This is a genomic window from Ferrovibrio sp. (genome assembly GCF_041906005.1).
In the GTDB taxonomy this organism is placed as follows: Bacteria; Pseudomonadota; Alphaproteobacteria; order Ferrovibrionales; family Ferrovibrionaceae; genus Ferrovibrio.
Genome location: NZ_JAYRJY010000001.1, coordinates 2843807 through 2863249 on the forward strand (window position 1 = coordinate 2843807; position 19443 = coordinate 2863249).

Consider the following 19443-nt stretch of genomic DNA (forward strand, 5'->3'; position numbering starts at 1 on the left):
GGGCGTTATGAGTTGATAATATGGAGCAACGGCAAGTTGTTGACGGATATCAAAAAAAGCCGATGGCGGGGCCATCGGCTTTCTGAACCGGAGACATTGTGAAAATTCAGAGGATCGTCGGGTTCGGGGCGTCGCCGTAAACGGCCTTCGGATCGAAGGTTTTTTCTGTCTCTTCGTAGGTCAGTTCCACCGGTTTGCCGGTTTCCGGCTGGCCGGTCGGCACCGAGCGGTAGAAACAGGAGCGGTAGCCGACATGGCAGGACGCGTCGCCCACCACCCGCACGCGCAGCCAGACGGCGTCCTGGTCGTCGTCGATCCGCATCTCGACTACCTTTTGCACTAGGCCCGAGCTGGCGCCCTTGTGCCACAGCACCTTCCGGCTGCGGCTGTAGTAATGCGCCTCGCCGGTTTCGATGGTGCGTTTCAGGGCTTCGGCGTTCATGTAGCCCAGCATCAGCACCTCGCCGGTATCGGCCTGGGTGGTGACGCAGGGCAGCAGGCCTTCGGCATCGAATTTCGGTGCCAGTTCGTTGCCTTCCTCGACCTGTTCCACACTGATGCGATTGGCGAACACGGGCTTAACTCCTGTGGCGGCCGGGGCTGGGCGCCGCGCCGGCCGGATTGCTCTTGCGAGAATGGCCGTTATATATCGTTGGGGGCGGGCTCCATCAAGCCGAGCCGCCCGGAAAGCCCATGCTGAACGCCCTGTATAACGAGAAAATCCTTAATTTTGCGGCACATATCGGCCAGACCGAGCCCCTGGCCGCGCCTGATGCCACGGTCACGCACCACAGCCCGCTCTGCGGCAGCCGGATTACGGTCGAACTGGCCCTGGGACCGGATGGCCGGGTGACCGACTATGGCCAGCAGGTGCGGGCCTGCGCCCTCGGGCAGGCCTCCGCCTCGATCTTTGGCCGGCATGTGGTGGGGCAGGATGCCGCCACCCTGCGCCAGTTGAATGGCATCATGCGGGCCATGCTGAAGGAAAATGGTCCGCCGCCCGGCCCGGATTTCGCCGGCGGGGCGTTCGCGGATCTGGAAGTGCTGGTGCCGGTGCGCGAACACAAGGCGCGGCACAATGCCGTGTTGCTGCCCTTCGAGGCCGTGGTGAAAGCGCTGGACCAGATCGAGGCGGCGCGCCTGAAAACCTGACGCCTAGGCGGCTTTCAGTTCGGCCTCGGCCACTCCCCGGATCAGGGCGATCATGCCGTTCAGGCCGTTGATCCGGTTTGAGGTGATGTTCTCCCATACGCCGATGCGCTGCAGGAAATCCGGCGGATTGTCCACGATCTCGCGCGGCGTGCGGCCGGAATAGACTTTCAGCAGCAGGGCGATCAGGCCCGCCACGATCTCGGACTCGCTGCTGGCCTGGTAATAGACGCGGCCGTCGCGTGCCTCGCCATGCAGCCAGGCGCGGTTGATGCATCCCTTCACGCGCCATTCGTCGGTGCGGAGATGATCGGGATAGGGCGGCAGGGCGCGGCCGAGATCGATCAGGAAACGGTAGCGGTCCATCCAGTCGTCGAAGACGCTGAAATCGGCAACGATCTCTTCCTGGATGTCCTTGATGCTTTCGCTCATGACGCCACCCGCCAGCTCGTCTGGCCGGCTTTATCTTCCAGCAGAATGCCGCGCGCGGCCAGTTGATCGCGGATGCGATCCGATTCCGCCCAGTCCTTGCGGGCGCGGGCGGCCTTGCGGGCCTCGATCAGGGCCTCGATCTCGGCCACATCGATATCGGCCGTCACCTCGCCCTTCAGCCACGTGGCCGCATCCTGCTGCAGCAGGCCCAGCAGCCAGCCGGCAGCCAGCAATTCACCCTTCAGGCGAGCCTGTTCGGCCGGCTCGGTCGCCTTGTTGGCGGCATTGGCGATCTGGTGCAACTCGGCCAGTGCCTTGGGCGTGTTCAGATCGTCGGCCAGGGCGGCGATGAAGGCTTCCGGTGCTCGATTGGCGGATGCCTTCACATCCTTGAGGGCATCCAGCGCGCGGTACAGCCGGTCGAGCTGCGCCTTGGCTTCGCGCAGGCCGGCTTCGGTCCAGTCCAGCGGCTGGCGGTAATGCGCCGACAGCAAGGCGAGCCGGATCGCCTCGCCCGGCGCCTGCTTCAGCAGCTCATGCACCAGCAGCACGTTGCCGAGCGATTTCGACATCTTCTCGGATTCGATATTCACAAAGCCGTTATGCATCCAGTAGCGGCTGAACAGCTTTCCGCCATGGGCGCAGGTGCTCTGGGCGATCTCGTTTTCATGGTGCGGGAAGATCAGATCATGTCCGCCGCCATGGATGTCGATGGTGCCTGCGCCGAGATTCTGCTCGATCATCGCCGAGCATTCGATATGCCAGCCCGGCCGGCCGCGACCCCACGGGCTGTCCCAGCCCGGCAGATCTGACGGCGAGGGTTTCCACAGCACGAAATCGGCCGGATCGCGCTTGTAGGGCGCCACGTCGACGCGGGCGCCGGCAATCATGTCGTCGCGGTCGCGGCCTGACAGGCGGCCATATTCGGCAAACGACGGCACGTTGAAGAGGACATGGCCTTCGGCTTCATAGGCATGGCCATTGGCGATCAGGCGCTCGACCATGCCGATGATGGCGCCGATATGCTGGGTCACCTTCGGTTCGATCCGCGGTGGCAGGGCGCCCAATGCCGCCATGTCCTGGCTGTAGACCTGATGATAGCGTTCGGTGATGGTGCCGATCGGCACATTCTCGGCCTTGGCGGCGGCGTTGATCTTGTCGTCCACGTCGGTGACGTTGCGTACATAGATCACGTTCGGATAGGCCTGCTGCAACAGACGGTACAGCGTGTCGAACACCACCACGGGGCGCGCGTTGCCGATATGGGCGTAATTGTAAACGGTAGGGCCGCAGACATACATCGTCACCCGCTGCGGATCCTGCGGGACGAAAGGCTCTTTCTGTCGGGTGAGGGTATTGTAAATCTGTATCTGCATGGCCGGACCTGTCCAGAGGCCGGACTATAGGCAAAGCTGCCTGAATCGCAACCGGCCGGCGGGTGATTCTGCCCGCCGGCCGGTTGGAAATCCGCCAAATACGCCCGCGTTACCGCAGGTAGTTGACCAGAGACAGGCTCAGGCTGTCGCGCGTGATCACGTAGCTGGCCTCCAGCGAGGTCTGCAGGTTCTTGATGTTCACCGATACCTCGGCGATGTCCACATTCTCGATCCTGCCGATGCGGGTCCGCACCACGTCGAGCGAGCGGTTATGCCGGTCCATCACCTCGTTCAACTGCTGCTGCTTGTAGCCGTTGCGCGACGCAATAGTCTTCAATTCCGTGATGGCGGTGGCAAGCTGGGTGCGGGCGTCGTCGACACGGGCCTGATAGTTCGCCGGAGCAGTGGTGACGTCGGCGGTTGCGTCGCGGAAACGGATCAGCGAGTCGACCAGCCGCTGAAACCCTGTTTCCGCCGCGGCGACACCATAGGTGACCTGCTCGTTGTCATCGGAATACAGGGTCACGCCGTTGGCGTTGTATTTGTTCGCCATGGTGCCGCCGGTAGACAGCAGGAAGGTGCCCGCCGCATAAGGCGCCGGCGGATAAGCGCCGGCCGCGGCGGCCGGCACGAAGGGCACCGGGTAGCCACCACCACCGGGAACCGCGCCTGCAGCATAGGCCGTCGCCACGGCCGATAGCTGGCCGTTGATCGGGTTGATGGTGTAATCCGTGCCGCCAAACAGGAAACGGTCACCATCCTTGGTCTGCAACAGCGAGCCGACGCGATCGAGCAGCACGTTAGCCTGGGTGCGCGGCGAGGATGTGGTGGCGAAGAACGCATCGCGGTTCTTCAGCATCGTGTCCTGCGCCTCGGTGGCGATATCGATGATTTCCTCGATGGTCACGGCATACAGGTTGACGCGGTTCTGCGCCGTCTGCACACCAGACATGTAATTGGTGACGGTGCCCAGCTCAGACTTGAGCTGCCCCAGTTCAAGGGCGCGCTGTGACACGCCGATCAGACCGTCGGCATAACGGCCAGAGCCCAGCTGCTGGTTCTGCTTTGCCAGCTGCTGATTCAGCAGGCGGATGCTGCGGGTCACTTCAAGTTGGGTGGCGAACTGAGTGTTACCGGTTACGGCGACCATGGTTACCTCCCGATATTCACGAGTTCATCGAACATTGCCGTGACCGTGTTCATCACATTGGCCAGAGCGGCGTAATTGTTCTGCAGGACCTGCAATTGAGCCAGTTCGTCGTCGATATTCACGCCGGTCAGGTTGCGCAGCTTCTGATCGAGGGTGTGCTGCTGGCGTTCGGCGGTATCGCGCCCGGATTCGTTATCCGACGCCATCCGCGCGTGATAGGCCAGAACGCCGTTGATCAGACCGAAGATGTTCACGCTGGTGATGGTGAGGCCGTTGGGGTCGGTCGCGGAACGATTGATCTGGGCGGCCGTGAGCGTGGTATTGCGCATGGCCTGCTGAACGGTGCCGGCCACTGCGGGGTTGACGTTGGCCGGAGTGGCGACCAGGGCCGGATCGACGACAATCTTTCCGGCTTCATCTGGCGGCGCGGCCAGCGCGGCACTGTAGTTGAAGAAATTCGCGCCATAGGCTGTGTTCACCACGGTCACGAGATTGGCGGCGAAGCTATCGAGCTGGTTGAAGTATTTCGACAGCACGGCAACATTCGGATCGGCCGATGCCAGACCAGCCGCGGTATTGTCCAGATAGTTCAGCGAAGCGCGGATCGAGCCGTTCAGGAAGCCCTGGTTCAGGTTGTCGGTGCCGCCCTGCAGGAAGATGCCGGGCGGGATGCCTGTGGCCTGGTATTCGAATTGCTGCGCGACTGTACCAACGACCTGCACGCCGCCATCGGTATAAACGAACAGTTCGCCGCGATCGTTGACCACAGTGCGGATGCCGATTTTGTCGGCCAGTTTGGCCACTTCCTGATCGCGCAGATCCTCCAGGTCGCCAATCGGGTTGTTACCGGCGAGTTGCGATGTGATCTGGACATTCAGCTTGGCGATCTGCAGAGCCGCTTCATTGACGATCTGGACATCGGTGGTGAGATGTTCCTGGGCGCGGGTCTGCAATTCCGATTGCAGGCTGTTCAGGCGGCGGATTTCCGCGGCCAGTTCCATGCCACGCTGCACCACCAGGCTGCGGGTCGCGGTGTCTTCCGGCGTGGCTTCCAGGGTTTTCCAGGCATCCTCGAAACGCGTCATCATCGCCAGCAGGGTCGGCTGTTCGCCGGTGGTGTTGGTGGCGTCGAGCGTTTCCGCCAGTTCCTTGGTGTAGTTGAGCTGGCGGTCCAGCTGGCCGTAATCGGCGGTGATACGGTACAGGTCCTGCTGGATTTCCGGCGCGGCGACGCGGGTGATCTGGGAAATCAGCGCCGCTTGCGGCAGGCCCTCGGCCACGGGTGAGGTAAGGGTGGTGACCTTGCGGCTGTAATTCGGATTCTGGGCGTTCGCGACGTTGCCCGAAACGATACGGGTCTGCTGCTGCAGCGTCTGCAGGCCGATGACTGCGGTATTGAGAGCGGCGCTGAGCGACATGGGTTACATCCTTTCCGGTAGTGACCGCCGGACCGGGTGGTCCAGCGGTCAGACCGGTTAGCGGCGGATATTAATGGTTTCCTGCAGCAGTTCGTCGGCGGCGGTGATCAGCCGGGCATTGGCCGAGTAGGTGCGCTGGGCGACGATCAGCTTGGAGAATTCCTCCGCGATATCGACGTTGGAGCCTTCGATGGCGGCCGACACATAGTCGCCGGCACCGCTGGCGCCCGACTGCGACAGCACGGCGGAGCCTGAGCTGGGCGTTTCCACGAAGGCATTGCCGGCCACGCGGTCAAGCTCGGTCGGATCGCGGAAGCGCGCCACCGGGATCTGGTAGAACTGCTTCACGTTGCCGTTGTCGAAGGTGACCGAGACGAAGCCGTCCTGGTCGATGCTCAGGTTCTTGAAGTTGCCCTGCGGCACGCCGTTCTGGCTGAAATTGTTCAGCGTCAGGGTATCGCCGGCATATTGCGTGGTGCCGATCGAGTTGCCGAAGGACCCCAGATCGAGGCGCAGGTTCTGGGCGCCCGAGCCGAAGTTGACGCTGAAGGAAAACGAGGCGTCATCATCGACGGCAGCGGCGGTGCTGCCGGTGAAACCTACGACGCTGCCGAGGGAGGAAATCGTACCCGGGCTGACGGTGGTGCCGCCAACCGTGCCGCCAAAGGCGACGGTCGCCGGACCGAAGATCGAGGTACCTGTGGCGCCCGGCGAGGTCACCTGCAATTCCCAGGTATTGGCGCCGATGCGGGTCCATTCCAGGTTCAGCGTACGGGCATTGCCCAGGGAGTCGAAGATCTGGATCGAAGAGAGCGGCAGGGTGGCCGGAATGGTGCCCGTCGAGGTCACTGCGTTGGAAGGCAGATTGGCCGCATAGTCCACCGTGCTGGTCGCCACCGGGGCATCCAGCAGGTTGGACACGCGCACTTCCTCGGTGGCCGAACTGTCGACCACGCCGGTGACCGGATCGATCGGCCAGCCGCGCAGGAAGTAGCCCGACGAGTTCACCAGGTAACCGTCATTGTTCTGGTTGAAGTCGCCGACGCGGGTGTAATACGAGGTCGTCTCGAAAGTCGGCAGGCCGGTGGCCTGATCGTTGCCGTTTTTCTTCGAGACCGGAATGAAGCCGCCGCCGACAAGGGCAACCGAGGTGGTTGAGTTCACCTGCTGGATCGCGCCCTGGGCATTGTTGGCGAAGAAGGGCTGGTTCAGTGCGCCGCCGGGCGAGTGGGTGTTGGCTTGGGCGCTGGACTGGGTGACCAGCGTCTGGAAGCGTGATTCCACCTTCTTGTAGCCGATGGTGCCCGCATTCGCGACGTTGTCGGAAATGTAGCTGATCGCCGTCGACTGGCCGTTCAGGCCGGTAATCGAGGTCTGCAAAGAACCACTGATCGTCATAACACTGCCTCCTGGCTCGAAACCGATTTGCCAGGGTAGGAGCAAGCCGCGTGCCAGTTCGAAATATTGTGGCTAACGTATTATTATTTCAGGGCTTTTCATAATATTTCGGGAAACGGTAAACGCGGCAGCTTCTGCCGGGGGGCGTCAAAGGGGCGGTAAGTCCCGGCAGAAATTGCCGGGCAGGAACAGGGAAAGGATCAGCCCCGGTTCAGGCCGGGAACCCATAATACGTCAGCCTCGCCGTCGTTATTGGCGTGGCGGCTGGCGACGAACAGATGGTCTGACAGGCGGTTGATATAGCTGAGCGCCGCCGGATTGATCCGCTCGGCATCCTGCAGGGCGGTGATCAGCCGTTCGGCCCGACGCACGATGGTCCGGGCCAGATGCAGATAGGCTGCCGCCGGGTTGCCGCCGGGCAGTACAAAAGACGTGAGCGGGCTGAGCCGGGCATTCATGGCGTCGATTTCCGCCTCCAGCCGGTCGACCTGAACCTGGGCCACCCGCAGGGGTGGCCTGCGGCGAGGGTCTTGTTCATCTTCTTCCGGGGTACAGAGGTCGGCGCCCAGATCGAACAGGTCGTTCTGGACCCGTGACAGCATGCCGTCCAGATCGGTGCCGGCGGTATGCAGGCGGGCCAGGCCGATGGCGGCATTGGCTTCGTCGACCGCGCCATAGGCTTCCACCCGCAGGTCATGCTTGGGCACCCGCTCGCCATTGCCCAGCGAGGTCATGCCCTTGTCGCCGCCGCGGGTATAGATCTTGTCCAGCTTGACCATGACCGGATCTCAGTTCCGGAAGGCGAAGCTCGCCACCGCGATCAGGATGATGGCGATGAACTGCAGCAGGATGCGCCAGCGCATCAGCAGGTTGGAATAGGATCGGTTGAATTGCCCGCCGCGGAACAGGGCATAGATGCCCACGCACAGCACCAGGAAGGTGGCGACGGCAAAAACCGGGATCAGGGCGTTGATGAATCCTTGCATGGGGCAAGGATATAGCGCCCGGCAGGGCAGGTCCAACCGTCAGGCCGCCGGCCGGCGCGGCAATGCGTCGCGGCGATATCTGGGCATGGCACCGCTGGGATGCTGCCGGGGACATTGTCTGGGGGCCTGGAACAGGGCCGAGGCAGAGGAGGCAAATACCCCTGGCCGGCGGCGATCGCCAATCCTATCCTTCAAAGATCATGGCACGAACCGATCCCCGTAATACCGCCCATTTCTGGCTATCCCGGACCGTACCGGGCCTGAGCCTGCTTCAGGCCGACTTCACGGCCCATGATTATGCCCCCCACAGCCACGACGCTCTGGTCATCGCGGTGACCGAGGCGGGCGGGGCGGAATTTACCAGCCGCGGCCGCACCGAGGAGGCGCGGGATAATGTCCTTCTGGTCTTCAATCCAGACGAGCCCCATTCCGGCCGCATGGCCCACAGCCGGCGCTGGCGCTATCGCTCCCTGTATCTGGAACGGGAGGCGCTGACGGAGGTCGGCCGCCTGGTGGGGGCTGACGGTATGCCCTACTTCGCCGACAACCTGTATGGCGATGCCGACCTGATCGCCGCCTTCAGCAGGCTGCATGCCGAGCTGGAGCAGGAGGGGGATGACCTGCGGCGGCAGGGCATGCTGGCTGAGTGTTTCGGTACGCTGCTCGGTCGCCACAGCGGCATCCGGCATGGCATTGCCGGCGGGCCGCGCGACCACATCCTGTTTCGCCGGCTGCGTCCGGTTCTGCTGGATCGTTTCGCCGAGCCTCTCACCCTGGAAGATCTGGCCGGCCCTCTGGGTCTGACGCCGTTCCAATTGATCCGGTTGTTCCGGCGCGTAACCGGATTGACGCCTCACGCCTATCTGACGCAGATCCGGTTGCGGGCTGCCCTTCGACTTCTGAAAAACCAAACCCCCATTGCCGATGTGGCCCTGACCGTGGGCTTTTTTGACCAGAGCGCGCTGACCAAGCATTTCAAACGGGCTTTCGGGATTACGCCGCGGCAGTATCTTGCAGCCCATTTGGGCTGAAGAGCGCCGCGCGCAATTTTAGCCAATAAGGCCACCACCTGGCTTTGGCATCCTCCGGTCCGTAGGCGGACTCCAGGAGAGGCGATGTCCAGGTATTTCTGTCATGACCATCCCGAAACCCTGCAGCTTGCCACACGGGTGCTGGAGGCCCGGCCCGGTGCGGTCTTGCTGGCGGAGAATCCGTTTTATCCCGGCGGCGGCGGCCAGTTGCCCGATCACGGTCTGCTGCGCTGGTCGGATGGCGAGGTAGAGGTCGATACTTTCGAGAGTATCGATGGCCGCCTCTGGACCAGGTTGAAACAACCGCTGGAAATTGCGGGCGAGGTGGAGGCGGCAGTCGATCCTGATTTTCGCCAGATGATGCGGGAACTGCATACCGACCTACACATTCTGAACGCTCTCGTATTTCAGGCTTTCGACGGGGCTCTGGTGACCGGGGTGCAGATGAATGCCGATGGGACCGCGCGGATCGATTTCGATCTGCCGGATGCCGATAATGACCGGCTGCGCGCTCTGGAGCCGGCGATCAACGATGCCATCCGGCAGAATTTGCCCGTGACGGAGAGTTATATCGAGCTGGATCAGGCCTATGATGAAAAAGGCCTGTTACGCTCGCGTTCGGTGGCACCGCCGCCGACAGGCGATGGATTGATCCGGGTGATCGAGATCGCTGGACTCGACCGTCAGGCCTGCGGCGGCACGCATCTGACGGCCACGGGCGCTTCGCGACCGGTCCGTATCCTCAAGATCGAAAACAAGGGACGCCACAATCGCCGGATCCGGATCGGCCTGGATATGGGCTAGGCCATGGGCTTGCTTGGCGCGATATGGAACCGGCCTGTTCTGCTGCTCTGGCTGCCGCCGGCTTTCTGGGCTGGCAATCTGGTGATCGGCCGCGCCATCAGCCAGACCATGCCACCGGTTTCCCTGGCAGTCGGCCGCTGGCTGGTCGCGATCCTGGTGCTGGCGCCGTTTGTGGCCGGTGCTGCCTGGCGACAGCGCGTCTTGTTATGGCGGCATCGTTGGCTTGTTCTGTTGTGTGGTGGTTTCGGAGTGGCGGGTTACAACGCCCTGGCCTATGTCGCGCTGAAGAGCAGTCCGGCGGCGAATGTGGCTTTCCTCAATTCGACGCTCCCGCTGATGATCCCGCTCGCCGCGGCCCTGATCAGCCGGGAAGCGGTTGCTCCACGCATCATCAGCGCCATTGCGATTTCTTTCGCCGGCGTCGCCTGGATCGTCTCGGCCGGTGATTGGTCGGTATTGCAAGAACTGCGGCTGGCCTCCAGCGATCTGCTGGTTTTGCTGGCGGTGCTGAATTATGCCCTCTATTCGGTTCTGCTGCGCCGCCGGCCCGCCGGGCTGCAGCCACTGGTCTTCCTTGCGGCAACCATCATCGCCGGTTTGCTGGTGCTGTTGCCATTCTGGGTATGGGAAATGGCCTCCGGCGCCAAGCTGCCAAGCGACCCGGCCGCGATTGGCGCCGTTCTTTATATCGGCGTGTTCGCATCTCTGCTGGCTTTCATTCTGTGGAATCATTGTGTGGCGCGTCTCGGCGCCACGGTTACGGGAATCTCGTTCCACCTGGTGGCGATCTTTACCGCAATGTTGGCCTGGCTGCTGCTGGGCGAGCCGATCCAGGCCTATCATGTCGCCGGCATGATTCTGATTCTGACTGGCTTCGCCTTGGCGACGTGGTCTGGCTCGGGCATATGGCCGCTACGCTGGCGACAAAAGGCCTGACCGTGGCGAGGGTGGGGCCGGTGGACAGCAACCGGGTTGCCGCTGTACGCCAATTTAGCCGCTTCTATACCCGGCAGCTTGGTTTGCTGGACCAGACCCTGCTCGGCAGCGCCTATTCGTTGACCGAAATCCGCATCCTGTTCGAGATCGCCCATGCTGGCGAGATCACAGCCGGCGGCCTGATCCGTCAACTTGATATCGACGCCGGCTATCTCAGTCGTCTGCTGCGCGGCTTTGCTCGCCGCGGATTGGTGATCCGGCAGCGCAATCCACGCGATGCGCGTCAGACCATCATCACTCTTTCGGCATTCGGCCACAGGGTTTTCCGTCGCCTTGACCGGGCGGCAGATCATCAGGTCATGGTGCTGCTTGAGAATCTGACGGATGTGGACCAGCGCCGTCTGCTGACGGCGATGGAAACGGTGATGGCTGTCTGGCCCGCGTTTTAAAGCTCGCGCAGCAATGCCACTTTGAAGGCGGCGAGGGCCGTCTCGTCGCGTTTATAGAAGGTCCATTGTTTGATCCGCTTGGTGCGCAGCAGGCCGGCCTGGGTCAGGATTTTCAGATGTTCGCTGGCGGTCGGCTGGCTGACACCCAGCTTCACGGCGATCAGCAGGCCGCAGACGCCATCTTTCATCAGGTCGCCATCCACCTGCGGCGGGAAATGGGCCACGGGATCGCGCAGCCAGCCGAGGATGGCAAGGCGCTTGTCGTTGGCCAGGGCGCGCAAGGTATTTAACTCAGGCATATTGCTAATTAGCTATATATCTAATTATAGTCAAGCAAACAGCAGGATCCCTTCATGTCAGACAGTCTCTCCTCCGGCGTCGACCGTGCCGGCATCGCCGATACATATATGTCCATCGCCCGGCATGTGCGGCGTACGCCGGTTATCGATATCCAGCCCGAGGATTTTGGGCTGGCCGGCCAGCCTGTGACCCTGAAGCTGGAACTGCTGCAGCATTCCGGCTCGTTCAAGGCACGCGGCGCCTTCGCCAACCTGCTAGGCCGTGCCGTGCCCTCGGCCGGTGTGGTGGCCGCTTCGGGCGGCAACCACGGCGCGGCGGTGGCCTATGCAGCCAGGACGCTGGGGCTGCCGGCGCGGATTTATGTCCCGAGCATCGCCGCGCCGATGAAGATCGCCCGTATCCGCGATTATGGCGCCGATCTGGTGGTGGGCGGCGAACGCTATGCCGATGCCCTGGCGGCTTCCGAGGCATGGCAGGCGCAAAGCGGCGCCCTGCCGGTGCATGCCTACGATCAGGCTGAAACCCTGCTCGGTCAGGGCAGCGTGGGGCTGGAACTGGAAGAACAGGCGCCGCAACTCGATACCCTGCTGGTAGCCGTGGGCGGCGGTGGGCTGATCGGCGGCATTGCCGCCTGGTATGCCGGAAAGGTGAAAGTTGTGGCCGTCGAGCCCGAGACCGCGCCGACGTTATATATGGCACTTCAAGCCGGGCGGCCGGTGGATGCCCCGGCCGGCGGCATCGCGGCCGACTCGCTCGCGCCGCGCCAGGTGGGCGGTCTGATGTTTCCGATCGCGCAAAAGCATGTGGCGATTTCGGTGCTGGTGCGTGACGAAGCGATCCGCGCGGCGCAGGTTGCCCTGTGGGACAAACTGCGCCTGGTGGCCGAACCGGGCGGCGCGGCCGCCTTCGCCGCCCTGCTCGGTGGCGCCTACAGGCCGGCGGCCGATGAACGCGTCGGCATACTGGTCTGCGGCGGCAACCCCACCGATACCGATTTCGTGCGCTAGGCGCGATCAGCCGTTGCGGGTTTCCAGCAGGCGACGGGCAATCACCTGCGCCTGGATCTCGGCCGCTCCCTCGAAGATGTTGAGGATGCGTGCGTCACACAGCACGCGGCTGATCGGATATTCCTCGGCATAACCGTTGCCGCCATGCACCTGCAGGGCGTTGTCGGCATTGGCCCAGGCGATGCGGGCGGCCAGCAGCTTGGCCATGCCGGCTTCCAGGTCACAGCGGCGGCCCTGGTCTTTTTCGCGCGCGGCGAAGTAACAAAGCTGGCGCGCCAGCATGGTTTCCACCGCCATCCAGGCGATCTTGCCGTGCACGCGCGGGAAGCTGTAGATCGGCTTGCCGAACTGGATACGTTCGTTGGCATATTTCAGGCCCAGCTCCAGCGCGCATTGCGCCACGCCTAGCGCGCGGGCGCCGGTCTGGATACGGGCGGATTCGAATGTTTCCATAAGCTGCTTGAAGCCCTGGCCTTCGCGCTGGCCCAGCAGGTTCTCGGCCTTCACTTCGAAACCGTCGAAGCCGATCTCGTATTCCTTCATGCCGCGATAGCCCAGTACCTTGATCTCGCCACCGGTCATGCCTTTGGCGGGGAAGGGATTGGCATCGTCGCCGCGCGGCTTCTCGGCCAGGAACATCGACAGGCCCTTGTAGCCTTTCTCGTTCGGATCGGTGCGCACCAGCAGGGTCATCAGATCAGTGCGGGCGGCATGGGTGATCCAGGTCTTGTTGCCGGTCACCTTGTAGACGTCGCCGTCCTTCACCGCGCGGGTGCGCAAGCTGCCGAGATCGGATCCGGTATTGGGTTCGGTGAACACGGCGGTCGGCAGGATTTCACCCGAGGCCAGTCTGGGCAGCCACTGCTTGCGCTGTTCCTCCGTACCGCCGCGCAGGATCAGTTCGGCGGCGATCTCGGCGCGGGTGCCGAGTGAACCGACGCCGATATAGGCGCGGCTCAATTCTTCCGAGACGACACACATCGCCATCTTGCCCAGGCCATGCCCGCCATATTCCTCCGGGATGGTCAGGCCGAAGACGCCAAGCTCGGCCATCTCGGAAACGATCTCCATCGGAATGAATTCGTCGTTGCGGTGCCAGTCATGGGCAAACGGCGCGACCTTGTCCTCGCCAAAGCGGCGGAACTGCTCGCGCACCATGCCCATGGTTTCGTCCAGGCCAAGCTCGCCGAAATCACCGGTCGAGAGGCCATCCTGGATCAATTCGCCGATGCGGCTGCGCACGGCCGCCGTATTGCCCCGGCCGATCAGGCGCTGCACTGGAGCGGTCAGGAATGCCTGCATGGCATCTGCCGCGATGCCCAGATCGTCGGGGCGACATACTTCCACCTGGCTCATCGGGATGCCGCCCTGCATCTGGGCCAGGTATTCGCCGAAGCCGGCCTGCAGGATCAGGGTTTCCAATTCGCGCAGTTTGCCATCACCCTGCAGGCGCTCGGCCCAATGCAGGCTTTCCTTCAGCGTTGCCACATAGGTCGCCAGCCAGGCCAGGCCGTGGGCGGCGAACTGCTCTTCCTCCAACCGTGCACCATCGATATGGCCATCCGCGCCTCGCACCAGTTGCGCCACCGCCGCCGTGGCATGGGCCGCCAGCTGCTCCGCCGCCTTCAGGGCCGCAGCGCAAGTGGGCAGCAGATCGTCGATCAGCAGGAATTCAGGGGCGGAGGCAGGCTTGGCGGCAGCAGACATCGTTGCGCTCATCGTAAAGGGAACTGTTCGAAAAGGTGCAGCCGGCAGGGTTACCCCTGCCGGCTGGTCAGCGTCGAGAAGGGTTAGGAATTCCCCGCTTCGATCGCATCTTCAACGGTGCGCAGGCCGGGCACCTTGGCGCTCACCAGCACGGCCATGTTGCCGGGCTTGTGCTGGTTCTTCCACATCTTGGTGTGGGCGCGCGGAATGTCGGCCCAGGAGAAGACTTCCGACATGCAGGGGTCGAGGCGGCGTTCGATCACCAGCTGGTTGGCCTGGCTGGCCTGCAGCAGGTTGGCGAAGTGACTGCCCTGGATGCGCTTCTGCCGCATCCACACAAAACGCGCGTCGAAGGTGAGGTTGAAGCCGGTCGTGCCGGCGCAGAACACCACCATGCCGCCGCGCTTCACCACGAAGCACGAAACCGGGAAGGTCTGCTCGCCGGGATGCTCGAACACGAAATCGACATCGTTGCCCTTGCCGGTGATATCCCAGATCGCCTTGCCGAATTCACGGCACTTCTTCATGTAAGCCGCGTATTTCTCGGCATCCAGCACGGGCGGCAACTGGCCCCAGCAGTCGAAATCATTGCGGTTGATCACGCCTTTGGCGCCCAAGCTCATGACGAAATCGCGCTTGGACTCATCCGAGATCACGCCGATGGCATTGGCGCCCGAGATCGCGATCAGCTGAATCGCCATCGAACCCAGGCCGCCGGCGGCACCCCAGACCAGCACATTCTGGCCCGGCCGCAGGATATGCGGGCGATGGCCGAACAGCATGCGGTAGGCGGTGGCCAGCGTCAGCGTGTAGCAGGCGCTTTCTTCCCAGGTCAGGTGTTTGGGCCGCGGCATCAGCTGGCGCGACTGCACGCGGGCAAACTGCGCGAAACTGCCATCGGGAGTTTCATAACCCCAGATGCGCTGGCTGGGCGAGTTCATCGGGTCGCCGCCGTTGCATTCCTCGTCGTCACCATCATCCTGGTTGCAGTGGACGATCACCTCGTCGCCCACCTTCCAGCGCTTCACGCGGCGGCCGACGGCATAGACGATGCCCGAGGCATCCGAGCCGGCAATGTGATATGGCGCCTTGTGCACGTCGAAGGGCGAGATCGGCACGCCCAGGCCGGCCCAGACGCCGTTGTAATTCACGCCGGCGGCCATCACGAGGATCAGGACCTCGTCGGCATCGATCTCCGGCGTGGGCAGGACTTCCAGCTGCATCGACTGCTCGGGTGGGCCATGGCGCTCGCGGCGGATCGCCCAGCCATACATCTGCTTCGGCACATGGCCGAGCGGGGGGATTTCGCCCACCTCGTAAAGATCCTTGTAACTGCCAGATTGCGCCTTCTGGGTCTGCCCCGCATTTGCGGTTTGCAGCGTCACCACAGATCCACCCGCATTCGACATGGCGAAACTCCTTTGCCCTTCGCTGTCCCTAATAAACGCTCTTGCCGAGCTTTGATTTCTTCTCTTGTTGGGCCCTGCCGGCCGGGATTAGCCTTGCAGCGCGCCTCGAGACGGTGCTGTTACAAAACGGTTGCTATCTTTTTGCGGCGGCGAAAAAATGGCAAGATCATTTTGCAATGCAGCAGAGGTTATGATATTTCCCCTGCGGGACGCAATAGGCAACTAAATAACCTTACGTCAACTTGACACGGAATAAAATTATGTCCGCGACTCGCTCCAATGACGGTACCACGCCCAATTCTCTTCGCAAGCGCGAAAAGGCGGGTCCGGAGAAGCCTTGGCTGTTCCGCACCTATTCGGGCCACAGCTCGGCCAAGGCGTCCAATGCGCTGTATCGGACCAATTTGGGCCGCGGCCAGACCGGCCTGTCAGTCGCCTTCGACCTGCCGACCCAGACCGGTTACGACAGCGACCATGTGCTGGCGCGCGGCGAGGTGGGCAAGGTGGGCGTGCCGATCTGCCATCTGGGCGACATGCGGGTCCTGTTCGACCAGATTCCCCTGGCGCAGATGAACACCTCGATGACGATCAATGCCCCGGCAGCCTGGCTGCTGGCGCTCTATATCGCCGTGGCCGAGGAGCAGGGCGCGAAACGGTCCGACCTGAACGGCACCGTGCAGAACGACATCATCAAGGAATACCTCTCGCGCGGCACCTATATCTTCCCACCGGCAGCTTCGATGCGGCTGATCACCGACGTGATTGCCTTCACCTACCGCGAGCTGCCGAAGTGGAACCCCACCAACGTTTGCAGTTATCACCTGCAGGAAGCGGGCGCCACGCCGGTGCAGGAACTGGCCTATGCGCTGGCAACGGCGATTGCCGTGCTGGACGCGGTACGCGATTCCGGCCAGGTGCCGGAAGCCGATTTCGCCCAGGCCTTCGGTCGTATCAGTTTCTTCGTGAACGCCGGCATCCGTTTCGTCACCGAAATTTGCAAGATGCGCGCCTTTGTCGATCTGTGGGAAGAGATCGGCCGCGAGCGCTATGGCGTCACCGACCCCAAGGCTCTGCTGTTCCGCTACGGCGTGCAGGTCAATTCGCTGGGGCTGACCGAGCCGCAACCGGAAAACAATGTTTACCGCATTCTGCTCGAAATGCTGGCGGTGGTGCTGTCCAAGAAGGCCCGCGCCCGCGCCGTGCAGCTTCCGGCCTGGAACGAGGCGCTGGGCCTGCCAAGGCCATGGGACCAGCAATGGTCGCTGCGCCTGCAGCAGATCGTGGCCTATGAGACCGATCTGCTGGAATATGGCGATCTCTTCGACGGCAACCCGGCGGTGAATGCCAAGGTCGAGGAACTGAAAGCCGCCGCGCGTGCCGAGCTGAAACGCATCGAGGATATGGGCGGCGCGATCCAGGCTGTGGAGACCGGTTACCTCAAGCAGGCTCTTGTCGAAAGCAACACCGCCCGCGTACGTGGCATCGAGACCGGCGAGATCACGGTGGTCGGTGTCAACAAGTTCACCGATAGCGCGCCATCGCCGCTGGTGGCGAGCGAAGGCGGTGCGATCATGACGGTCGACCCGGCGGCCGAATCCGAGCAGATCGAGCGCCTGAAAGCCTGGCGTGCCAGCCGCGATGCCAAGGCGGTCGACGCCGCCATTGCCGAACTGGAATCGGCAGCGCGCGACGGCCGCAACATCATGGAACCCAGCATCAAGGCCGCCAAGGCCGGTGTCACCACCGGCGAATGGGCGGCGGCCCTGCGCAAGGTATTCGGCGAATATCGCGCGCCTACCGGCGTGGCGGCGGCCAGTGGCGCCCTGGCCAATGACGGCATGGACGAACTGCGCGCGGAAGTGAAGGCCGTGGCCAAGCGGCTCGGCCGGCCGCTCAAGCTGCTGGTCGGCAAGCCGGGCCTGGACGGCCATTCCAATGGTGCCGAGCAGATCGCTGTGAAGGCGCGCGACTGCGGCATGGAAGTGGTCTACGAGGGCATCCGTCTCACGCCGGAACAGATCGTGTCGGCCGCCCTCGAAGAAGGCGTGCATCTGGTCGGCCTGTCCATCCTCTCTGGCAGTCATGTCGAGTTGGCCACCGATGTCATGCAGCGCATGCGCGCCGAGGGCATCGGCGATGTGCCGGTGGTGGTGGGCGGCATTATCCCGCCGGAAGACGAGGCCAGGCTGAAGGCGGCCGGCATCGCCGGGGTGTTCACGCCCAAGGATTACGACCTGACCGCCATCATGCGCGCCATCGTCGCCCTGGTCGATCGCACCTATTCCAAGGCTGCTTAAAGCGCGGCGCCGATTGCGCTCGGTCAAACATCCGTCGTCCCCGCCGGGATAGGTTGATGGCATGACCGAGCCCAATCCTGCCGATATTGCCAGCCTGTTTGTCCCGACCCCGGACGACGTGATCGAGACCCATATCTCGCGCGTTTTTCTCACCGGGGATCGCGCCTGGAAACTGAAGAAGGCCGTCGCTCTGCCCTATGTCGATTTCTCCACCCTGGAGAAGCGGCGTATCGCCTGTGAACGCGAAGTGGCGTTGAACCGCCGCACCGCGCCACAGCTTTACCTCGGCTGTCGTGCGGTCTATCGCGATGCCATGGGCGGGCTGTCGTTCGATCCGCAAGGCGCGGCCATCGAATGGCTGGTCGAGATGCGGCGCTTCGATGCGCGCAAGACGCTGGACCGGCTACTGGCCGATGGTGCCGCGACGCCCGCGATGATTACGGCGCTGGCCGCCGATATCGCCGCCTTTCATGCCCGCGCCGAAATCGTGGAACGTGAGGCCGAAGACATGGTGTCCCAGACCATCGCCTTGAACGATGCTGCTTTTGCCAATCTGCCGCCCGGCGCGCTACCATCGGAGGCATTCGCCGAGTTCCATGCGGCACAGCAGGCGGAAATGGAGCGACGTCGATCTTTGCTGGCGCGGCGGCGTGCCGACGGCCGTATGCGTTACGGCCATGGCGATCTGCATCTGCGCAACATCGCGGTGATCGACGGACATCCGGTCTTGTTCGATTGCCTGGAATTCGACGACGATCTCGCTGCCGTCGACATCATGTATGACCTGGCTTTCCTGCTGATGGATCTTGTGCAGCAGCAGCGCGGCGATCTGGCCAATCTGGCGCTGAACACATGGCTGGAGGCGATGCCTGACGATGCCGGCGTCGCCCTGCTGCCGCTTTATGTGGCGCTGCGCGCCGCAATCCGCTGTCACATCGCAGCACTCACCGACGTTGGCCGCGGGGATGCTGCACGGTATCTGGCGTTGGCGCGGCAGGCGTTGAATCAGCCGGCGCCGCGGCTGATCCTGGTTGGCGGCCTGTCGGGTACTGGCAAGACCACACTGGCCCGCGCGCTGGCGCCCGAATTTGGCGGCCCTTGCGGCGCGGTGATCCTGCGCAGCGACACGATCCGCAAAGCCTTGCACAACGTGCCGGCCTTGCAACGCCTGCCGCAAGACAGCTACACGCCAGAAAGCAGCCGGCATGTCTATGCCGTTTTGCTGGAGCGGGCGCGGATACTGCTGCAGGCCGGCGCCAGCGTGATCCTGGATGCGGTCTATGGAAAGCCGGAAGAACGCGAAGCCGCCGCCGCTCTGGCGCGCGAGATGAATTGCCGCTGCGACGGGCTGTGGCTGACGGCGGATCCCGAGGTCCTGACCGCACGGGTGGCGGCGCGGCGCGGCGATGCTTCTGACGCGACCGAAGAAGTCGTGCGCTGGCAGCTGCAGCATCTGTCGCCGCCGGCCGACTGGAAAACCGTGGATGCGGGCGCCGGGCCCAGGGAAACCCTGCGACGGGCCAAGGCGGCGCTGGTCTGAGCGGGCTGCTCAGGCTGGCATCGGCTTGATCTTGCTGCTATCGAAGAGACGTTA

19 protein-coding genes are annotated in these 19443 nt (G+C 63.2%); 8 read left to right on the forward strand and 11 right to left on the reverse strand.

All coding sequences use genetic code 11. From position 1 onward, the window contains the following. Positions 1-106: 106 nt before the first annotated feature. Entirely contained in the window at positions 107-574 is a 468-nt protein-coding gene (gene hisI / locus ACE3OO_RS13920; RefSeq protein WP_374303899.1) for a phosphoribosyl-AMP cyclohydrolase, read from the reverse strand. A gap of 119 nt (positions 575-693) precedes the next feature. On the opposite strand from hisI, the gene ACE3OO_RS13925 reads away from it, so the two are divergent. Then, positions 694-1152: an iron-sulfur cluster assembly scaffold protein gene (locus ACE3OO_RS13925; RefSeq protein ID WP_374303902.1), complete on the forward strand. Its 459-nt coding sequence runs from the start codon at positions 694-696 to the stop codon at positions 1150-1152. 3 nt (positions 1153-1155) lie between these two features. On the opposite strand, the gene ACE3OO_RS13930 is transcribed toward ACE3OO_RS13925, so the two are convergent. The 7 genes from ACE3OO_RS13930 to ACE3OO_RS13960 form a co-directional block, all read right to left on the reverse strand. Continuing rightward, the gene (locus tag ACE3OO_RS13930; protein ID WP_374303904.1) at positions 1156-1581 is read right to left on the reverse strand and encodes a SufE family protein; all 426 of its coding nucleotides are present in this window, start codon (positions 1579-1581) and stop codon (positions 1156-1158) included. Then, positions 1578-2957, reverse strand: a complete 1380-nt coding sequence (gene cysS / locus ACE3OO_RS13935; RefSeq protein ID WP_374303907.1) for a cysteine--tRNA ligase — start codon at positions 2955-2957, stop codon at positions 1578-1580. Before cysS ends, ACE3OO_RS13930 begins: the two co-directional genes overlap by 4 nt. A 109-nt stretch (positions 2958-3066) precedes the next feature. After that, complete coding sequence (locus ACE3OO_RS13940) at positions 3067-4107, reverse strand: flagellin (RefSeq protein ID WP_374303910.1); 1041 nt, start codon at positions 4105-4107, stop codon at positions 3067-3069. A gap of 2 nt (positions 4108-4109) precedes the next feature. After that, positions 4110-5525, reverse strand: coding sequence for a flagellar hook-associated protein FlgK (flgK, locus tag ACE3OO_RS13945; protein ID WP_374303913.1), 1416 nt, complete (start codon positions 5523-5525; stop codon positions 4110-4112). A gap of 57 nt (positions 5526-5582) precedes the next feature. After that, on the reverse strand, positions 5583-6923 hold the full coding sequence (locus ACE3OO_RS13950) for a flagellar hook protein FlgE (RefSeq protein ID WP_374303915.1): 1341 nt from the start codon (positions 6921-6923) through the stop codon (positions 5583-5585). Between the two features lie 200 nt (positions 6924-7123). Then, positions 7124-7702 carry a cob(I)yrinic acid a,c-diamide adenosyltransferase gene (locus ACE3OO_RS13955; RefSeq protein WP_374303917.1) on the reverse strand — a complete coding sequence of 193 codons (579 nt, stop codon included), beginning with the start codon at positions 7700-7702 and terminating at the stop codon, positions 7124-7126. Between the two features lie 9 nt (positions 7703-7711). Beyond that, positions 7712-7909, reverse strand: coding sequence for a twin transmembrane helix small protein (locus tag ACE3OO_RS13960; protein WP_374303920.1), 198 nt, complete (start codon positions 7907-7909; stop codon positions 7712-7714). A gap of 62 nt (positions 7910-7971) precedes the next feature. On the opposite strand from ACE3OO_RS13960, the gene ACE3OO_RS13965 reads away from it, so the two are divergent. From ACE3OO_RS13965 to ACE3OO_RS13980, 4 genes are all read left to right on the forward strand, one after another. Then, positions 7972-8940: an AraC family transcriptional regulator gene (locus ACE3OO_RS13965; protein ID WP_374303921.1), complete on the forward strand. Its 969-nt coding sequence runs from the start codon at positions 7972-7974 to the stop codon at positions 8938-8940. Between the two features lie 84 nt (positions 8941-9024). Further along, positions 9025-9744: an alanyl-tRNA editing protein gene (locus ACE3OO_RS13970; protein WP_374303923.1), complete on the forward strand. Its 720-nt coding sequence runs from the start codon at positions 9025-9027 to the stop codon at positions 9742-9744. 3 nt (positions 9745-9747) lie between these two features. Next, the gene (locus ACE3OO_RS13975; protein ID WP_374303925.1) at positions 9748-10680 is read left to right on the forward strand and encodes a DMT family transporter; all 933 of its coding nucleotides are present in this window, start codon (positions 9748-9750) and stop codon (positions 10678-10680) included. Continuing rightward, positions 10650-11129: a MarR family winged helix-turn-helix transcriptional regulator gene (locus ACE3OO_RS13980; RefSeq protein WP_374303928.1), complete on the forward strand. Its 480-nt coding sequence runs from the start codon at positions 10650-10652 to the stop codon at positions 11127-11129. The genes ACE3OO_RS13975 and ACE3OO_RS13980 overlap by 31 nt, the downstream gene beginning before the upstream one ends. Here the strand turns inward: ACE3OO_RS13980 and ACE3OO_RS13985 are convergent. Then, a complete protein-coding gene (locus ACE3OO_RS13985; RefSeq protein WP_374303930.1) occupies positions 11126-11428 on the reverse strand; it encodes an ArsR/SmtB family transcription factor in 303 nt (100 codons plus the stop codon). The genes ACE3OO_RS13980 and ACE3OO_RS13985 overlap by 4 nt on opposite strands. A 54-nt stretch (positions 11429-11482) precedes the next feature. Here ACE3OO_RS13985 and ACE3OO_RS13990 point away from each other — a divergent pair, with 54 nt between their 5' ends. Beyond that, complete coding sequence (locus tag ACE3OO_RS13990; RefSeq protein WP_374303932.1) at positions 11483-12436, forward strand: threonine/serine dehydratase; 954 nt, start codon at positions 11483-11485, stop codon at positions 12434-12436. A 6-nt stretch (positions 12437-12442) separates the two neighbouring features. On the opposite strand, the gene ACE3OO_RS13995 is transcribed toward ACE3OO_RS13990, so the two are convergent. After that, positions 12443-14143 (reverse strand): acyl-CoA dehydrogenase family protein, encoded by a 1701-nt coding sequence (locus ACE3OO_RS13995; RefSeq protein WP_374303934.1) that lies wholly within the window; start codon positions 14141-14143, stop codon positions 12443-12445. 83 nt (positions 14144-14226) lie between these two features. Continuing rightward, positions 14227-15552, reverse strand: coding sequence for a crotonyl-CoA carboxylase/reductase (ccrA, locus tag ACE3OO_RS14000; RefSeq protein WP_374303938.1), 1326 nt, complete (start codon positions 15550-15552; stop codon positions 14227-14229). A gap of 260 nt (positions 15553-15812) precedes the next feature. Here ccrA and ACE3OO_RS14005 point away from each other — a divergent pair, with 260 nt between their 5' ends. Together ACE3OO_RS14005 and ACE3OO_RS14010 are read left to right on the forward strand one after the other, a co-directional pair. Then, positions 15813-17849 carry a methylmalonyl-CoA mutase family protein gene (locus tag ACE3OO_RS14005; RefSeq protein WP_374303941.1) on the forward strand — a complete coding sequence of 679 codons (2037 nt, stop codon included), beginning with the start codon at positions 15813-15815 and terminating at the stop codon, positions 17847-17849. 61 nt (positions 17850-17910) lie between these two features. After that, positions 17911-19389 carry an AAA family ATPase gene (locus ACE3OO_RS14010; protein ID WP_374303943.1) on the forward strand — a complete coding sequence of 493 codons (1479 nt, stop codon included), beginning with the start codon at positions 17911-17913 and terminating at the stop codon, positions 19387-19389. Positions 19390-19443: the final 54 nt, after the last annotated feature.